At 37.5% G+C, this 16,142-nt stretch carries 22 protein-coding genes; 3 read left to right on the forward strand and 19 right to left on the reverse strand.

Going from position 1 to position 16,142, the window contains the following annotated elements:
• The coding region (locus RQ763_RS02845) for a Wzz/FepE/Etk N-terminal domain-containing protein (protein ID WP_314151052.1) at nt 1–1,373 on the reverse strand (1,373 nt) is incomplete at its 3' end.
• Nucleotides 1,374–1,568: 195 nt separating this feature from the next.
• Between RQ763_RS02845 and RQ763_RS02850 the strand changes: the two genes are divergently transcribed.
• Nucleotides 1,569–1,964: a helix-turn-helix transcriptional regulator gene (locus RQ763_RS02850; protein ID WP_314151054.1), complete on the forward strand. Its 396-nt coding sequence runs from the start codon at nt 1,569–1,571 to the stop codon at nt 1,962–1,964.
• Here RQ763_RS02850 and RQ763_RS02855 read toward each other — a convergent pair.
• Complete coding sequence (locus tag RQ763_RS02855; RefSeq protein ID WP_314151055.1) at nt 1,951–2,271, reverse strand: thioredoxin family protein; 321 nt, start codon at nt 2,269–2,271, stop codon at nt 1,951–1,953. The two genes, RQ763_RS02850 and RQ763_RS02855, sit on opposite strands and share 14 nt — an antisense overlap.
• 56 nt (nt 2,272–2,327) lie before the next feature.
• Between RQ763_RS02855 and RQ763_RS02860 the strand changes: the two genes are divergently transcribed.
• Both RQ763_RS02860 and RQ763_RS02865 read left to right on the forward strand, forming a co-directional pair.
• Nucleotides 2,328–3,236 carry an AEC family transporter gene (locus RQ763_RS02860; RefSeq protein ID WP_314151056.1) on the forward strand — a complete coding sequence of 303 codons (909 nt, stop codon included), beginning with the start codon at nt 2,328–2,330 and terminating at the stop codon, nt 3,234–3,236.
• Entirely contained in the window at nt 3,233–3,925 is a 693-nt protein-coding gene (locus tag RQ763_RS02865; RefSeq protein ID WP_314151057.1) for an endonuclease III domain-containing protein, read from the forward strand. The genes RQ763_RS02860 and RQ763_RS02865 overlap by 4 nt, the downstream gene beginning before the upstream one ends.
• Here the strand turns inward: RQ763_RS02865 and RQ763_RS02870 are convergent.
• The 17 genes from RQ763_RS02870 to rpmJ form a co-directional block, all read right to left on the reverse strand.
• Nucleotides 3,900–4,151, reverse strand: coding sequence for a helix-hairpin-helix domain-containing protein (locus RQ763_RS02870; RefSeq protein ID WP_314151058.1), 252 nt, complete (start codon nt 4,149–4,151; stop codon nt 3,900–3,902). The genes RQ763_RS02865 and RQ763_RS02870 overlap by 26 nt on opposite strands.
• A 216-nt stretch (nt 4,152–4,367) precedes the next feature.
• Nucleotides 4,368–6,287 (reverse strand): transketolase, encoded by a 1,920-nt coding sequence (tkt, locus tag RQ763_RS02875; RefSeq protein WP_314151060.1) that lies wholly within the window; start codon nt 6,285–6,287, stop codon nt 4,368–4,370.
• Between the two features lie 22 nt (nt 6,288–6,309).
• Nucleotides 6,310–7,155 carry a polyprenyl synthetase family protein gene (locus tag RQ763_RS02880; protein WP_314151062.1) on the reverse strand — a complete coding sequence of 282 codons (846 nt, stop codon included), beginning with the start codon at nt 7,153–7,155 and terminating at the stop codon, nt 6,310–6,312.
• A 12-nt stretch (nt 7,156–7,167) separates the two neighbouring features.
• Nucleotides 7,168–8,148: a PDZ domain-containing protein gene (locus RQ763_RS02885; protein WP_314151063.1), complete on the reverse strand. Its 981-nt coding sequence runs from the start codon at nt 8,146–8,148 to the stop codon at nt 7,168–7,170.
• Nucleotides 8,149–8,466 carry a YbaB/EbfC family nucleoid-associated protein gene (locus RQ763_RS02890; RefSeq protein WP_314151065.1) on the reverse strand — a complete coding sequence of 106 codons (318 nt, stop codon included), beginning with the start codon at nt 8,464–8,466 and terminating at the stop codon, nt 8,149–8,151.
• A gap of 1 nt (nt 8,467) precedes the next feature.
• On the reverse strand, nt 8,468–8,833 hold the full coding sequence (gene panD / locus RQ763_RS02895) for an aspartate 1-decarboxylase (RefSeq protein WP_314151067.1): 366 nt from the start codon (nt 8,831–8,833) through the stop codon (nt 8,468–8,470).
• 3 nt (nt 8,834–8,836) lie between these two features.
• Nucleotides 8,837–9,211: a (2Fe-2S) ferredoxin domain-containing protein gene (locus tag RQ763_RS02900; RefSeq protein WP_314151069.1), complete on the reverse strand. Its 375-nt coding sequence runs from the start codon at nt 9,209–9,211 to the stop codon at nt 8,837–8,839.
• 88 nt (nt 9,212–9,299) lie between these two features.
• On the reverse strand, nt 9,300–10,595 hold the full coding sequence (locus RQ763_RS02905; protein WP_314151070.1) for a UDP-N-acetylmuramoyl-L-alanyl-D-glutamate--2,6-diaminopimelate ligase: 1,296 nt from the start codon (nt 10,593–10,595) through the stop codon (nt 9,300–9,302).
• Nucleotides 10,585–11,175: a hypothetical protein gene (locus RQ763_RS02910; RefSeq protein ID WP_314151071.1), complete on the reverse strand. Its 591-nt coding sequence runs from the start codon at nt 11,173–11,175 to the stop codon at nt 10,585–10,587. Before RQ763_RS02910 ends, RQ763_RS02905 begins: the two co-directional genes overlap by 11 nt.
• Nucleotides 11,176–11,192: 17 nt before the next feature.
• Nucleotides 11,193–11,468 carry a NifU family protein gene (locus tag RQ763_RS02915; RefSeq protein WP_294929152.1) on the reverse strand — a complete coding sequence of 92 codons (276 nt, stop codon included), beginning with the start codon at nt 11,466–11,468 and terminating at the stop codon, nt 11,193–11,195.
• Between the two features lie 80 nt (nt 11,469–11,548).
• Entirely contained in the window at nt 11,549–12,781 is a 1,233-nt protein-coding gene (locus RQ763_RS02920; RefSeq protein ID WP_314151072.1) for an aldo/keto reductase, read from the reverse strand.
• 96 nt (nt 12,782–12,877) lie between these two features.
• Nucleotides 12,878–13,228: a 50S ribosomal protein L17 gene (rplQ, locus tag RQ763_RS02925; protein ID WP_294929158.1), complete on the reverse strand. Its 351-nt coding sequence runs from the start codon at nt 13,226–13,228 to the stop codon at nt 12,878–12,880.
• A 23-nt stretch (nt 13,229–13,251) separates the two neighbouring features.
• Nucleotides 13,252–14,244, reverse strand: coding sequence for a DNA-directed RNA polymerase subunit alpha (locus RQ763_RS02930; protein WP_314151074.1), 993 nt, complete (start codon nt 14,242–14,244; stop codon nt 13,252–13,254).
• A 21-nt stretch (nt 14,245–14,265) separates the two neighbouring features.
• Nucleotides 14,266–14,892: a 30S ribosomal protein S4 gene (gene rpsD / locus RQ763_RS02935; RefSeq protein WP_314151076.1), complete on the reverse strand. Its 627-nt coding sequence runs from the start codon at nt 14,890–14,892 to the stop codon at nt 14,266–14,268.
• 11 nt (nt 14,893–14,903) lie between these two features.
• Nucleotides 14,904–15,296, reverse strand: a complete 393-nt coding sequence (gene rpsK / locus RQ763_RS02940; RefSeq protein WP_294929167.1) for a 30S ribosomal protein S11 — start codon at nt 15,294–15,296, stop codon at nt 14,904–14,906.
• 10 nt (nt 15,297–15,306) lie between these two features.
• On the reverse strand, nt 15,307–15,669 hold the full coding sequence (gene rpsM, locus RQ763_RS02945; RefSeq protein ID WP_314151078.1) for a 30S ribosomal protein S13: 363 nt from the start codon (nt 15,667–15,669) through the stop codon (nt 15,307–15,309).
• A 2-nt stretch (nt 15,670–15,671) separates the two neighbouring features.
• Complete coding sequence (rpmJ, locus tag RQ763_RS02950; protein ID WP_008338806.1) at nt 15,672–15,785, reverse strand: 50S ribosomal protein L36; 114 nt, start codon at nt 15,783–15,785, stop codon at nt 15,672–15,674.
• Between the last annotated feature and the right edge of the window lie 357 nt (nt 15,786–16,142).

Genomic DNA, 16,142 nt, shown 5'->3' on the forward strand with positions numbered 1-16,142 from the left:
ATCGGATAATCTTTAACGATAAAATCACCGACGACCTCGTTGTTTCTAATATTTTGTTTTGTGATACTGTAATTTAATCTATCGATTTGCTCGTTTAGTTTAATCTTTTTGGATACTAGTTCTACATCAATTTGATATTGCAGTTTTCTTATCTGCTCATTTGAGATATTCTCTTTTTCTCTTTGAAGCTCTGCAATTTTAATATTGTTAATATTTTCTATTTGCAACTCTAAATCTCGTATTGAGACATTTGTAATGTTTTCTTTTTCTCTTTGAAGGTTTGCAATTTTAATATTATTAATATTTTCAATTTGCAACTCTAAATCTCTAATTGACACATTTATAATATTCTCTTTTTCTCTCTCAAGATTTGGTATTGTCTGTGTTAAAATAATCTCTTTTTCTACTTTTAAATCTTCTATCTTGTTTTGGGAATTGAGTATCAGGTTTTGATAGTTTACCATCTGAATGGAGGCTATAGTTGATGCTGCCGCTTCCTGTGTATTTCTAATATCACTATAGAGTTTATTTACCGACTGGGTATACTCTTCCAATTTCTTAGTATGAAAATCAATCTTTGCCTCAATTGTTTTTAGCTTGAAATCTTTTAAAAATCTAATCTCTTCATTAATTTTTGAAATTTTTTGTGTTTTTAGAAGCTGTATTTGCTGTTGCAGTTTTTTAATATCTTGTTCTTTTAACCTTTTTATATCTTCATCGATTTTTACAATTTTTTGTGATTTTAAAAGATGGATTTGCTGTTGCAATTTTTTGATATCCTGCTCTTTTAATCTTTTTATCTCTTCATCAATTTTTATAAGAGCCTGTTCCTTTAGAATTCTTATCTGCTCGTTAATATTTTTAATATCAAATTCATCTATATTTTTGATGATCCTTTTTGTGTTCTCTATGCTGTTTTTTGCTTCTGTTAGATATTGCTCTATTTTTGGCTGATATAAGTTTTTAATAAAATCAACAACCTCTCTATTCTTTTTTAGCGCCTCTTCGTTTGATATAGCTTCTGTTTTTATCTCTATAAAGTTTTTTAAGTTTTTGTTTGTAGAAATGCTTGTAACTTCAGAGACAAATTCATCTTTTGAAGAAGGTTTGTCTTCAACATTAAAAACAAGATTTAGAGTTTTTACTAACGTTTCCGGCGCAACTATGAGATCTTCCCCTATGTACCCCACCTGAACATTAGACTTTACTTCATAGATTGGGGTTTTTGACAAAGCGTAAAATATAGCGCCAAAAGTTACAACAAGAGTGAAAATAACTATAAAGTATTTATAGCGAACCAAAATCTTAAACAACTCTCTTAAATCTATCTCATCTTCTTGATAGCTACCGTTTTGAAATTCATTTTTATTCATACGCTTAATACATATTCAGCGTAGAAGCAAAATAGACCCACGCACTAAGAATAAGGAGTGTTACAGCAGAGCTTTTTAAATATATATTCACAGGTTATCCTAAATTTTACTATTGGTAAAATACTACACTTATTGTCCTTTGCATTATCTTACGATATGACAAATTTTTACTAATAGTAAACAAAGGCATCTATTTTGGAAGTATTTGAGAAAATAAATTATCTTATTAGTGAAAAAAATATGTCCAAAAAAGAGTTTGCAGATAAATTTCTATCTTTAAGCCCAAGACTGAGGACAACAGGAGAAGCACCAAGCTATTCAAGCATATATGGCTATTTAAGCGGCAGACGAGAGATAAAAATAGAGTTGATTCCCTACATTGCAGAAGCGTTAAATGTCAAAGAGCAGGAGTTGTTCAACTTTGACTTAGAGTACTCGACTGAATTCAATATAAGATACTCAAAAGATGCAAGAGAGATTATAGAGCTTCTTCAATATGCCCCAAAAAATATGATAGAGCACATTAAATTAACATTGAGAAAATTTAAAAAAAGCTATGAAAATGGAGTAAAAGAACCTACCTCATCATGATCTCATAAGGGCGCTTTATCTCCTCGATAACCTCATCGACACTCATGTGGCGCAATTTTCTTAAAAACTCTTTGCCGTCCAAAAAAACCAAAACGGTAGGGATGGCAAAAACGCTAAAATAAGCGGCTATCTCCTGGTCTAATGAAGTGTCTATGCTTATGATTTGAAACTCTTTAAAGTTGCTCTTTATTGCTTCAAAAAGTTTTGGTTTTAGCGCATGACAAACATTGCATGTGGGTGCTGAAAAGTAGAGCATAACGGCTAGATTTTCTTCTAGAGTTTTTTTTATCTCATCTATATTTTGCATAAGGACGCACCTCTTCTTTTGGTACGAAATTATACACTATCTGTTATAATCCCTTCATGAGTTCCATAATATTTTCAATACTTGGCATCTATATATTTATACTCATCGGCTTTATCGCAAAAATGAGCTTTAAAGAGAGCATCGACGATAAGACGATTACGCTTATAAATGTCTATTTTTTACAGATTTTTTTAACATTTTGGGGGCTTCTTATCCACCCCGTTGACATCACTCTTCTTTATGCACCCTCCGTATATCTTGTTATCGTTGCTATGGTTTTACTCATCTCGGCACTGGTTGCAAAGAGGCTCTTTGAAGATAAAAAAGAGTACTCCATCGCAACGGTTGCGGCTATTATAGGCAATACGGGAAATTTGGGCATACCTTTAAACATAGCAATTTTCGGTGAAGAGTCCATTCCATACACCACTATTATAAATCTTATGAACGTGTTTGTAGTCTATACTATCGGGGTCTACTACTATTCAAGAGGGAGTTTTGACGTAAAAACATCGTTAAAAAACATAGTGAAACTCCCTATTTTATGGGCGGCTGTAGCGGCAATAATCCTTAGCATGCAGGGATACAAACCAAATGATGAGATAATGAAAGTGCTTATGATGGGGGCTTACGCTTCTATTGTTATGCAACTCTTTTTATTTGGGCTTTATCTCTACGGCACCGAGGTAAAAGAGATTAGCAAAAAACTTACATTGTGGATTATAAGTATAAAATTTCTATTTTTGCCAGCCACTGCTTTTTTGATTCTTTACAATATTGAGATGGATAGCATGATAAAGGGGATAATCTTTTTAGAGCTCTTAATGCCACTTGCCATAGCAAATGTTAACTTTGCCTCGCTCTATGACTGCAAGCCAAAAATCGTTACCGCACTTGTATTTATCTCCTCTGTCTTGTTTTTGGGAGTAATCTTTGCAGGTGTAAAGGTTTTAACATATCTATGAACAAAATACATGAGATCTATAAAACACTATACAAGACCTACGGTCCTCAAGGGTGGTGGCCTATAACAGGCTATGGGTATCATAAGCTAGATTACACTTTCCCGCGAAACAGCGATGAGATATTTGAAGTGTGTCTTGGCTCGATTTTAACTCAAAACACTACATTTGCTTCTGTCGTAAAATCGTTAAACAATCTACATGCCAAAAATACTCTGCATGCAGATGCGATAGAGAGTATGGATACAAACGAACTAAAAGAGGCTATCAGACCATCAGGCTATTTCAACCAAAAAACAGAGTATATTTTAGAGTTTATAAAATTTTACAAAAGCCTAAAGGGTGAAACTCCTACGAGAGAGGCACTTTTGCATGTGAAGGGTATCGGCGAAGAGACGGCGGACTCTATGCTGCTCTACGGTTATAATCAGAGAGAGTTTAAAGTAGATGCCTATACAAAAAGATTGTTGATTGAGTTAGGTTTTGCAGATGAGAGAACAAAATACTCAGAGATGAAATCTCTTATGCAAAACTCCCTAAAAGAGTACATAAAAGATGAAAAAGAGCTACTTATAGCCTACCAAGAGTTTCATGCTCTAATAGTAGAGCATGGCAAAAGATACTACTCCAAAAAACCTTATGGAGTAGGCTGTTTTTTTAAAACAACTATTTTTTGCAACCCTCAGCAGTAATATTGTTTCTGTTTTTCTCTAACATTTTATCTCCAAAACCCTTGACCTCTTTTAGCTCATCTACACTTCTAAAACAGTCGTTTGCTTTTCTATACTCTAAAATGGCATTTGCTTTTGCTTCGCCGACACCCTTAATACTCATAAGCTCATCTTTATCGGCTTTGTTAATATCTACCGCTCCAAAACACAAAACGGCACCTATAATCAATAGTGAGAACAACTTCATTTCTAACTCCTTTTAACGCAAGATGTTAAATTATACTTTATTAATATAAATTTAATATTAAATATTAATAATTTTTAATAAAATATTTTAATTATATATTTTTTGCCAATTATGTTACATCCATTTGAAAAAAATTATAACTTTTGCAATAAAAATAGAATTGAAGGGTTTGTGTAGGTTGGTGCTATTCTAGCAGGCAGTTTGCCCGCAAGAAAATTATTTGATTTTTGAGAGAATATTTTCTACAGAGAAGCCGAACTTGGCAAAAAGCTTATCTGCCGGAGCAGAAGCACCGAATGTATCCATGCCGATAACCTCATCGGCAAATCTATACCACTCTAAACCGCGAGCAGCTTCAATAGCTACTTTTTTACTATCTTGTTTAATAATAGAATCTATATACGCTTTGTCTTGCTCAATAAATAGATCATAACATGGAACAGAAACAACATCTGCTTCAACTCCTTTTGCATTAAGCGCCTCTTTTACTTTAAGCGCAAGTTCTACCTCTGAGCCTGAAGCCATTAATGTAACAGTTGCGTTTTCATCGCTTGCAAGAAGATATCCGCCTCTATCAGCACTCCCTTTAATCGCAGCCGGAAGAACTGAGAGATTTTGACGTGAACATACGAAAGCTGATGGAGATTTTTTCATGCTGAGTGCAGTTTTCCACGCCTCAATATTCTCAGCACCATCCGCAGGACGCCAAACATAAAAGTTTGGAAGTGCGCGAAACTGGCTTAAATGCTCAATTGGCTGATGAGTAGGACCGTCCTCGCCGACACCGATGCTGTCATGTGTCCAGATAAAGAAGTGCTGTATTCCAGTTAAAGCTGCTATACGCGCAGCAGGTTTCAGATAGTCAGAGAAGACAAAGAATGTTGCAGAGAACGGCATAAGCGGTCCGTACAGAGCGATTGCGTTTGTAATAGCCGCCATTGCATGTTCGCGTATACCAAAGTAGATATTTCTCCCTTTTGGATAAACACCCATGTCAAGAAGCTCTGTTTTGTTTGAAGGACTAAGATCTGCGGAACCGCCTAAAAAGCATGGAAGAGCCTTTGCAATTGCATTTAAAATTTTTCCGTTTGTGTTTCTAGTAGCATCAGCCTTGTCAAAAGTCGGCCACTGAATTCTTGAAAAGTCTGGATTTTGAAAAGCATCTAACGTCTCATTTTGCTCCATCAACGGAAGAGTTTTAAGGGAGTGAATCCACTCACGCTCCACTAAATCACCTTTTTCAATCGCACATCTAAAACGAGCCATAACATCTTCATCTACATGGAAACTCTTTGTCGCATCAAATCCACAAGCACTCTTTGCCTCAGCAATTACATCGCTGCCAAGAGGAGCACCGTGAGAGTGATGAGAACCCTCAAGTTTTCCTCCTCCTTTTGCGATAGTCGTGTTTGCGATGATGATCGTCGGCTTAGTATTTGCTTTTGCAACGGTAATTGCGCCATCAATCGCATCAAAATCATGACCGTCACATTCTTGTACATCCCAACCTTGAGACTCAAAGCGAAGACGAATATTTTCACTGATACTTAAACTTGTAGAACCCTCGATTGTAATGCGGTTAGAGTCATAGATAAGAATAAGATTGTCAAGCTTGTTGTGTCCTGCGATAGAGCACGCTTCATAACTTACGCCCTCCTCCAAATCGCCGTCACCGCATAAGCAGTAAACATTGTGATCTATAACTTTCGCCGTATCTGAGTTAACCTGAGCGCCCATGAATTTTGAAGCCATGGCAAAACCTACAGCATTTGCAACACCCTGACCCAAAGGACCTGTAGTGATTTCAATACCCTCGGTATGTCCAAATTCAGGATGCCCTGGAGTTTTTGAGTCTAACTGGCGAAAATTTTTCAAATCTTCAATCCCCAAGCCGTATCCCCAAAGGTAATAAAGAGAGTAGATAAGCCCTGTTGCATGACCGCCGGAAAAAACAAGTCTATCACGGTTTAGCCAAGATGGGTTTTTAGGGTTATGGTTTAAGTGCTCGCTTAAAACTACCGCAATGTCCGCCAAGCCCATAGGCGCGCCCGGATGTCCCGAATTTGCCGCTTGAACCATATCTGCTGCTAAAAATCTTATGCTGTCTGCCATTTTTTGACGCATTTCATTACTCATTATCTTATTGCCTTTGTTTAATTTATTTATGTCTGTTTATGTAGTGTATTAAGAGTCCAGAGAGCTCGTTTTTTAACTTCTCATCAAACCCATCCATCTCTTTTATAAGCGTCTGAGCCAACTCATCTGCTTCTCGTAGTGCCTCATCAAGCCCAAGAAGCGTCACGAAACTATTCTTTGACTCGTCATTGTTTGTTAGTTTTCCCGCTTCCTCTGAGCTTTGTGTCACATCCAAAATATCATCTTGTATCTGAAAAAGAAGTCCAAGTCTTACTCCAAAATCATAAAGAGCATCTGCTAACTCTTCACGGTCGACAATAATCGCACCCATCTTAAGCGAAGCGGCAATAAGCTTAGCTGTCTTATTTGTGTGCAAAACTCTTACATCTTCAATACCAAGCGCTCTGTTTTCAAAGTAGCAGTCAATTGCCTGCCCCAAGACCATACCGTTTAAGCCGCCGCTTGTTGCAAGCTCTCTTACAAGAGCGACTCTCGTATAGTCAGAAAATGGAGCGTTGCTTAAAACCTCAAAAGAGTAAGTGTTTAACGCATCACCGACTAAAATAGCAGTTACCTCATCATAAAGCACATGCAGAGTCGGCTCTCCACGTCTTAACGGTGAGTTGTCCATTGCGGGCAAATCGTCATGAATAAGAGAGTACGTATGCAGAAGCTCAACCGCGTAAGCAGCGTGATACGCTCCTCCTATTAAAAGCGGGTTGTACGCATTTACCACTCCTAGCAAAAGTGCGGGACGAAATCTCTTCCCGCCTGCAAGAAGCATTTTTTGAAGTGCCTCTTCATAAGTCGGATGTATACTTTTTGAAGTCGGTAGGTGATTTAGTAAAAAATTCTCAAAGTTCTGCATATGAAATTTTACCTAATTTACTTTCACAAAAAACTGAAAATGTTCTCTTTCAAAGAGAAGATTTGCACTCTTTTTAGGATTGTCCATCATCTCTAATATTTCCTCTTCATTCTTTACATCTTTTATGTTGACCTGCAATAGCTTATCTCCTAGTTTGAGACCGTAATGCTCAGCTTTTTTCTCTATTTTGGTGATAAAGAGATTTTTATCAAACGATATGCCCAAAAACTCTAAAAACGTATCGCTCAAATATCCGCCGCCGACTCTGTTTTGGCTCTTTGCGCTCAAAGTAAGCAACTCATTCCCACGTTTGATTTTTACGCTGTGAAGAGAAGCTATTTCGCTAAATAACACATCTCTCATAAACGTAGCACTGTTTTTAATTTTTTTGCCATCCAGCTCAAGGAGTATATCGCCTTTTTGAAACCTATTCTCTTTTATAAAAGGGTTGGAACTAAAAACAACAACGTCAGAACCGACATCCTTGACTCTGATGCCGAAATCTCCATAAGATACTTTTTTACTCTTTAAAAAATGCGCTATATACTCTTTTTCGATTATTCCGCGCTCAGTCACGACTCCCTCTATGGCACAACAGCTGTTTAGAAGCAGACTCGGGGCAGAGAGCGGTTCGCTAAATGTTGCAAAACTGTTCAGCCCAACCTGTCTCTTTATAATCTTACCCTCAATCACACTGCTGTTGTCAACACCGAAACTCCCGAGGGATTGATTTATATTGACTCTAAAAGGGTATTTAAAACTATTTTTATCTTCTACAAGATAGAGTGAGAGAAATGGGTCATGTTTAATTATTTTTGCATTTGGCTTAGTTTTGGAAAAAATTAATTTTTGATTGTTTTTGAGTGGTATATGAAGAGAGGTGCACGCTATGGCTTTTGAGTCGACAACTTTAAGTCTGCAAGAATCAGGACCGCCTTTACATGCATAAAGGTTTAAAAAGAGAAGGTTAAGCGCTAAAAGCAGCCTAAGCACTTACTTAGACCCAAATGGATTTGCACCACCCATTCCACCAAGCATACCTAAAGCACTGTTTTGTTTATTGTCTTCTACCATTTTGTTTGCATCATTGATGGCACCTATAAGCAAAATCTGAAGTGAATCTTTGTCATCAAGAAGAGAGTCATCGATATTTATATCAATCACCTCTCCTTTTCCGTTAATGGTTACTTCAACCATGCCGCCGCCGCTTTTTACCTTAAAAACTTTAGACTCTAGCTCAGCTTGAAGCTTTTTAGCATTTTCTTGCATTCCTTCAAGCATTTTGCCCATGTCGCCCAAGTTGCCAAACATTTTAGATACTCTCTAAAATTTCTTCGATATCATTGTTTTCATCTACTAAAACAACTTTTGGCTTATATGTCTCTAAATCTTTTTCGTCATAAGTAGCATACGCAACTATAATGATTTTATCGCCTTTGTGAACTTTTCTAGCAGCCGCACCGTTTAGACAGATGTCTCTTTTGCCGCGTTCACCCAAAATAATATATGTTGAAAATCTCTCACCGTTATTGATGTTAAGTATCTCAACTTTTTGTCCAACTCTCATCTTTGCAGCTTCCATCAGCTCCTGATCTATGGTAATAGAACCAACATAGTTTAGGTTAGCATCAGTTACGGTAGCGCGATGAATTTTGCTGTACAACATCTCTATTGTCATTTTTTACATTCCCATCTGTTTTTTCATATCGCACGGCGATATCGGTTCGTCCCACACTTCGGAACTAATTAAAAACTCTTCAACCACTTTGCCGCCGATAATGTGTTCTTCCACTATTCTATCAATTTTCTCTTTAGTAAGTGCTGCATACATAAAATGTCCCGGCTCTACAAGCATAACAGGACCCGAACTACAGCGGTTTAGACACGATGTACGGATAGGCTGAACTGTTCCCATCACGCCCTCTTTCATCAATTTCTGTGCCAAATGCTGAAACAGATCCTGTGTCTGTGGCGTTACGCATGAAGGTTTCGGCATGCCCGGAGGAGCTGATTGTTCACACTTAAATATGTAAAATGCCGGTTGAGGAATTCCCATAATATCCGTCCTTAATATTTTTCGCAATTATAGCAAAAATAATCTCATAAATATTAATGCGTATAAATAAGTTTTTTTCTTTAAGAATTTAACTTATTTTTAGCAACTCTCTTACTACTTCTCTGTCATCAAAAGGAAATTTTTCATCGTAGATTATCTGAAAAGATTCATCACCTTTTCCAAGAATTACAACTACTTCATCCTCCTGCTGCTCATCAAGCGCCATCTGGATAGCTTTTTTTCTGTTTAGCTCCACAGTGACAATGCTCCTGTCTTCAATCCCCTCTAAAATATTATCTACGATACTTTGAGGGTCTTCATTTCTAGGATTGTCGCTTGTAATATAGAGCTTTTTCGCTAGGCTTGCAGCAACTCTTCCCATAAGCGGTCGTTTGCTTCTGTCTCTATCTCCACCTGCTCCAAAGACAACCAAAAGCTCTTTCTCTTTGAGTGCATTTAAAACCTGCTGTATGCCATCAGGCGTATGCGCAAAATCAACTATAACATTCGGCACTTCGCTTACCTGCTCCATTCGCCCACTCACACCGGCAAAATTATCCACAACTTCACAGACCTCTTCAAGCTTTTTGCCACTCAATATATGAGTTGCCGCAATAGCCGCCAATAAGTTGTAAAGGTTGAAAAATCCATGCAAAGATGCAGTAAAAGGCACCACATCTTTTATGTTTTGAATAATTCCGCTTGTTGCATTATTGAGCGAATAAGCAATCAGCCTATATGTGGCAGAGTTTTCTATACCGTATGTAAAAGTATTTTTAAAATTAAACGATGCTTTTGTCTCATCTTTATTGATAAGTTTCTTTCCATCATCTTGGAAAAAGCTGTTCTTAACGGCAATATATTCGCCTATTGTCTTATGATAGTCTAGATGGTCTTGAGTGATATTTGTTAAAATTTTAAGTTCAAAATCAAGCCCCTCTACTCTTTTTTGAGCGATGGCGTGCGAACTTACTTCCATGATAAAAAACTCACATCCAGCCGCTACTGCCTGATAGATGTGCTTATATGTATTTAAAACCGAGGGCGTTGTTAAACTTTTACCCTCGATAAGCTCATCGTTCATAAAAAAACCGCGCGTTCCCTGCATTGCAACCTTGTAACCAAGATCTAGCAAAAATGAGTAGATAGCACTTGCCGTCGTCGTCTTGCCGTTTGTTCCGGTAATTCCGACAATTTTTATATTCTCTACGCCAAAGAGTTTTGCAACATCTTTTATGCTTATAATCGAGTGAGCGCCGTTCTCTTTTGCGTTTTGAAGATACTTCTCATTTTGAGCCGTGAGCACGAATGCCGTCTCTTTGTCACACTCCTGCGAATTTTCGGTTATATACCTAAACTCCTCTTCTGGCAGTTCAATTTTCAACTTTTTTGCCCTTTGTCAGCTTTCTAAGCAATTTTCTAAGAAGTACGTCACTCGGGTAAACGCTTAGAGCATTTTCCAAATAGGTCAAAGCCATCTCCGCGAAACCATGGTCCATAAGACTGTCCAAGAAGTCGACAAAGTCCTCTTTTTGGGTGATTATAACTCTTGTAGAGAACATTATGTTTTCGAAAGTCTCTTTAAAACTCTCTCCAGAATCAATCAACGCCTTAAAATCTTTATACAAAATACCGTCTTCAAACTCTATTCTGTCGCGGATAGGCTGTGCAAACACTTCGCTAAGCTTCTCCATCGAGCCGTCGATATTTTGCAAAATATCGCTCATGATGATGTCTGCTTGCTCTTTGTCTTCTTCTTTCAATATCTCATAATAATCAAAAAGAGCCTCGGCACCACCTTCCCCGCTGAGTGCCATCTCTGCCAATATAACGCCGTTGTAAGCCTCTTTTGAATTTGGAAAATTCTGCAGTACTGCTGCAAACTTCTCCAGTGCATTTTTATAGTCTGATTTGGAGAAACTGTCTTTAGCTTGTGATAATATTTTATGTTTACTTATTGCCATTTTGTCTCCTTCATTTTTTATAAATTATCTATTTCGTCTTCCATGCCTATTGGTACATTTATAACTGTTATCTCAGGATGGATAGCCATCTTAAGCTGTCTCTCCACGCCGTATTTTAACGTGCTACCGCTACTGGCACAACCTATGCAAGAACCTCTTAATTGTATATATACCTTCGAGTTTTTAACTGTTATAAACTCTATATCTCCGCCATCAAGAGCCAAAGATGGACGAACTTTGTCTATAACGCTTCTTGCCGGATTCATCAACTCTTCGTCTGTAAATGGTATCATGCCCATCCTTTATAATTTATATCTTTTATTGTTTTCATAAGATATGCAAATATTGCTTAACAAGTCATAAAAAACAGAAGCTACCTATCCAGCGAAAGGATTTCATGCACATATGAAGACTTCCTCATCCCAACGAGGATATAATCGACATTTTCGCTATTTATTAAAAACTTTAGTGAGCACTCCTGCATTGTAGCGCTGCACTCTTTAAAGAACTCTTTTAGCTCTACTCTTGTTCTTTTTGCACACTCATGTGCTACCATTTTTCTATACTCGATGAGAAAAAGATCAATAAAATCTAGCATTGTCTGGCTATTCTCTTCATCTACTTTTTGCAGGGTTTTTCTCATATGCGGTATTATCTGGGTAAATAGAAAAAGATCATAATCGCCGATCCATCCAAATTTGTGCTTAGTTGCATCGAGTTGCTCCAACAGATTGTAAAGAGGTCTTAGCGCTTCATTGTCACAAACTTCCATCAGCTCATTAAAGTATGTGTAGTAATCCTTACTCTCATCATAATCAGCCAAGCGGTACATCATTTCATTATATTTTGCATTTAGCGGTCTGTTTGCTAAAACTCTAAGCCCGTTCTTTTTTGCCCATGAAGCGCATTTCAGCCCATCCCTCTCCAAAATATTAATAGGAAGCTCTATGGTTGTAAAGCTGTGAGTTCTGTTTCCCACTATCATTGCCGCATTATAGGCAAGTGTCGGCAAATCTTCATACGGTAGAAATTCATCACTTGCGCGTGGAAGCGAAAAGCTGTTGGAACTGATGCCGTAAGAGCTGATTCTGCCGCTTTTTACTTCCTCTTCTAGTCCTACAAATGCCTCTTGCAACCTTCTGTACATCTCATCGAGTCGCTCATCTTTGTCTATACCTCTGTTGATTGCGTCTAAAATATAGTACTCCGGATTGTGTATGAGGTAGCAGTCAATCCTCTGCATCTCAAGTCTTTGCAGTGAAGCGCTTAACTGCTCATGCATAAATGATTTTGCTATAGAGTGGTAGCACTCATCGCTATATTTTACAACTTCCTTTTCATTCTCAATTATTGAGGGGTCTTCTTTGTAGTTAAGCAGATTTGTTCCTTGGAGATATCCAAATTTGCTTACTATTTCGACTTGATCTTTTTTATCTTCATCGAACTCTCTAAAAGCGATTGCGATTGCACGCTCTGCGCCGCCATCCATATAGTTTGAAGATGTATCTATCATCTCTATACCGGATTCTATCGCCTCTTTTAAGGCTTCAATGTGCTGCGGATTTATATCACTTATTCTATAAGTTCCAAATGCAAAATTACTCATAATGTCTCACTTTTATAATTTAAGTAGTTTTGAATGTGGAAATCTTGAAGGGTAGCAGAAAGACCGACTGGTCTTAACTGCTTGTTTTGTGCTAAATTATACTAATTCAACGAATGCCATAGTAGTAGCATCACCACGGCGGATACGAGTTCTAGTAATTCTAGTGTATCCTCCTGGACGATCAACATACTTAGGAGCTATCTCATTTACTAAAGTTTTAGTTGCCTCTTTACTTTGAAGCGCCGCAAATACTGCTTTATGAGCATTAGAATCACCCTTACCAGCGATAGTGATAAGTTTTTCAACGTAAGAACGAAGTTCTTTTGCTTTCATAATAGTAGTCTCTATTTTACCATGTTCAATTAACGAAATACTTAGGTTCTTAAGTAGAGCTGCACGGTGTGAGCTTGTACGACCTAGTTTACGGTATCCATGACGATGTCTCATCTATAATTCCTCTTTTTACAAGCTTATAAAGCTTCAATTTTCTTTTTTAGTCCACTAACGATCTCATCTGAAAGATCGCCTCCAACTTCATATCCAAACTCTTGAAGTTTTTCAACGATCTCATCATATGACTTTTTACCAAGGTTTTTAACGTTTTTGAGGTCATTTGTACTCATTAACGCTATTTCACCTATAAATTTTATATTTGAGCGGTCAAGACAGTTAAAACTTCTTGCACTCAAACCTAAATTATCAATATGCATAGTTAGTTTTTTAAGGTCCGGGCTCTCTTCTGTTCTCTCGATAGTAGCCGGAGATTTAACGCTTATTTCACTGTTAAATACAGCTAATTGAGCATACATAACTTCTAGCGAATTTCTAAATGCATCAAGCGGAGAAATTTGTCCATCAGTTCTGATGTTTAAAATCACTCTCTCAAAGTTAGGGTTATCTTCTACAAGTACGTTCTCAATTCTATATGTTGCACTACGAACTGGAGTGAAATATGCATCTAGTGCGATATATCCCTCTTCTAGCCCATCATGAGTGTCTTCACTAGCAACATAACCGATACCTTGAGCAATTTTGATCTTAAAGTTAAGCACTGAATCTTCATTTAGAGTTGCTAAATGCATATCCGGTGTTACCACTTCTACTTCGCTGTTTGTAAGGTCGCCGCCTTCAATGGTACAAGGACCAGCAAAGCTATAGTTAACTTCTGTCTCTGTAGCACCGCCAAGCAGCTTAAATCTTATCTCTTTAAGATTTAAAATAAAGTCTGAAATGTCTTCGAGCATACCACGTACAGAATCAAACTCATGTTTAGCGCCTTCAATTTTAATAGCTATAGGAGCATAACCAACTGAGCTACTTAACAAAAAACGGCGAAGTGGATGAGCTAAAGATATAGCATAACCCGTTTCAAATGGGTATGCCATAATATTAGCTTCATTTTCACTAATCTGTTCTACCTCAAACTCTTGAGGAGCAAGTGGAGTAGTTTTAATTTTTTTCATTTAACGCCTTTTATTTAACTTTTATTTCGAGTAAAGCTCAACGATTAAACGCTCTTCTACAGGGATAACAACTTCTTCACGCTCTGGCAGACGAGTAAAGATACCGAATTTTTTATCAGCATCAATATCAACCCATGGTGCAAGACCAGTTTGATTTACAAGCTCTAGGGCACGAACAATCTGAGAGTTGTTTTTGCTGCTCTCACGAATCTCAATCTTTTGTCCCGGTCTTACACGGTAAGAAGGAATATCCAATTTAGCACCATCAACAAGAAGGTGACCATGTGTTACAAGTTGGCGTGCAAAACGACGTGTCGTTGCAAATCCCATTCTGTAAACAACATTGTCTAATCTCTGCTCAATTAAAGTAACAAGGTTTGTACCCGTGTTGCCTTCTCTTCTTTTAGCTTCAACGAATAGTGCGCGGAATTGCTTCTCAGAAACACCATACATGAATTTTGCTTTTTGCTTTTCATTTAACTGTAAACCGTATTCTGATACTTTTTTACGACGCTGACCATGTTGACCCGGACCATATGGACGTTTCTCTAATGCAGATTTCCCTGCTAAACGACGCTCCCCTTTTAGGTTAAGGCTAACTCCAAATCTTCTCTCGATTTTTTCTACTGGACCTCTATATCTTGCCATCAGTAATCTCCTTAAACTCTACGGCGCTTAGGCGCGCGACAACCATTGTGTGGTAGTGGAGTAACATCTTTCATAAATGTTACGCGAATACCTTCAATAGAACCTACTGCTTTAGTTGCAGTTTCTCTTCCTGAACCGGGACCTTGAACTTTAATACCAAGTTCTTTTATGCCATGTACCTGAGCTTTAGCTACTGCATCTTCTACGGCTGCTTGAGCTGCAAACGGAGTAGATTTTTTACTACCCTTAAAGCCAAGACTGCCTGCAGAACTCCAAGCAATCATGTTGCCCATTTCGTCTGTAATAGTTACAAGCGTATTATTAAATGATGCAGAGATATGACATATACCACGTGCAATATTTTTCTTTATTACTTTTTTTCTAACAGCTTTTCTTTTTGCCATTTGCTAATCCTTATGCTGCGCCGACAGTTTTACGTTTACCCTTGCGAGTACGCGCATTTGTCTTAGTTTTTTGACCACGACATGGAAGACCACGACGGTGACGAAGACCTCTGTATGAACCTAAATCCATAAGTGCTTTAATGTCCATTGCAACTTGCTTACGAAGATCACCTTCTACAATATGATTTGCACGAATCTCTTTTGTAATCGCTGCAACATCATCTTCGCTAAGCTCGTAAACTCTTTTGTTATAGTCTATACCTGTCGCATCTAAAATCTTGCGAGAAGCATGTAAACCAATGCCAAATACGTATGTTAGACCATACTCAATTCTTTTCTTTTTAGGTAAATCAACACCAGAAATACGAGCCATGATTATCCTTGTCTCTGTTTATGTTTTTTAACTTTGCAGATTACTCTGACAATGCCTTTTCTTTTGATAACTTTGCAGTCATCACACATCTTCTTAACTGAAGCACGTACTTTCATTGAAAGTCTCCTCTATATTAATTCTTTGCTGCATTTAGGCAAACATCTATATCTGTTTACCAATACTTTTATCTATATATCTCTATATAGGTAAAAATACTCTAGCTTGTTGTCAAAACAGCAAAGCGGATGAGGATTATACACAAATAAATGTAAAAGATTTATTAAAGCATTATGTTTCATATAAGATTAACGACTTTTACTCTTTTTTACTACAAGTTAGTCCCATAAAACACTCACTCCGTACTCAGGATTTAGAACTATCTGCTTATTGTAGTAGACTTTTTTGCCATATTTTTTGCTCAAAAGCTCCACCTCAAGAGTCTCATTTTCCAAAAGAGAGCGCACCTCTTTATA

It is taken from the genome of Sulfurimonas sp. (genome assembly GCF_032250635.1).
Taxonomy (GTDB): domain Bacteria; phylum Campylobacterota; class Campylobacteria; order Campylobacterales; family Sulfurimonadaceae; genus Sulfurimonas.

Excerpts from the sequence above, each read along its gene's own strand:
- RQ763_RS02855 (WP_314151055.1), bottom strand. The coding sequence starts at position 2,271 with ATGCAAAATATAGATGAGATAAAAAAAACTCTAGAAGAAAATCTAGCC.
- RQ763_RS02860 (WP_314151056.1), top strand. The coding sequence starts at position 2,328 with ATGAGTTCCATAATATTTTCAATACTTGGCATCTATATATTTATACTC.
- RQ763_RS02865 (WP_314151057.1), top strand. The coding sequence starts at position 3,233 with ATGAACAAAATACATGAGATCTATAAAACACTATACAAGACCTACGGT.
- RQ763_RS02870 (WP_314151058.1), bottom strand. The coding sequence starts at position 4,151 with ATGAAGTTGTTCTCACTATTGATTATAGGTGCCGTTTTGTGTTTTGGA.
- tkt (WP_314151060.1), bottom strand. The coding sequence starts at position 6,287 with ATGAGTAATGAAATGCGTCAAAAAATGGCAGACAGCATAAGATTTTTA.
- RQ763_RS02880 (WP_314151062.1), bottom strand. The coding sequence starts at position 7,155 with ATGCAGAACTTTGAGAATTTTTTACTAAATCACCTACCGACTTCAAAA.
- RQ763_RS02890 (WP_314151065.1), bottom strand. The coding sequence starts at position 8,466 with ATGTTTGGCAACTTGGGCGACATGGGCAAAATGCTTGAAGGAATGCAA.
- panD (WP_314151067.1), bottom strand. The coding sequence starts at position 8,833 with ATGACAATAGAGATGTTGTACAGCAAAATTCATCGCGCTACCGTAACT.
- RQ763_RS02900 (WP_314151069.1), bottom strand. The coding sequence starts at position 9,211 with ATGGGAATTCCTCAACCGGCATTTTACATATTTAAGTGTGAACAATCA.
- RQ763_RS02910 (WP_314151071.1), bottom strand. The coding sequence starts at position 11,175 with ATGGCAATAAGTAAACATAAAATATTATCACAAGCTAAAGACAGTTTC.
- RQ763_RS02915 (WP_294929152.1), bottom strand. The coding sequence starts at position 11,468 with ATGATACCATTTACAGACGAAGAGTTGATGAATCCGGCAAGAAGCGTT.
- RQ763_RS02920 (WP_314151072.1), bottom strand. The coding sequence starts at position 12,781 with ATGAGTAATTTTGCATTTGGAACTTATAGAATAAGTGATATAAATCCG.
- rplQ (WP_294929158.1), bottom strand. The coding sequence starts at position 13,228 with ATGAGACATCGTCATGGATACCGTAAACTAGGTCGTACAAGCTCACAC.
- RQ763_RS02930 (WP_314151074.1), bottom strand. The coding sequence starts at position 14,244 with ATGAAAAAAATTAAAACTACTCCACTTGCTCCTCAAGAGTTTGAGGTA.
- rpsD (WP_314151076.1), bottom strand. The coding sequence starts at position 14,892 with ATGGCAAGATATAGAGGTCCAGTAGAAAAAATCGAGAGAAGATTTGGA.
- rpsK (WP_294929167.1), bottom strand. The coding sequence starts at position 15,296 with ATGGCAAAAAGAAAAGCTGTTAGAAAAAAAGTAATAAAGAAAAATATT.
- rpsM (WP_314151078.1), bottom strand. The coding sequence starts at position 15,669 with ATGGCTCGTATTTCTGGTGTTGATTTACCTAAAAAGAAAAGAATTGAG.
- rpmJ (WP_008338806.1), bottom strand. The coding sequence starts at position 15,785 with ATGAAAGTACGTGCTTCAGTTAAGAAGATGTGTGATGACTGCAAAGTT.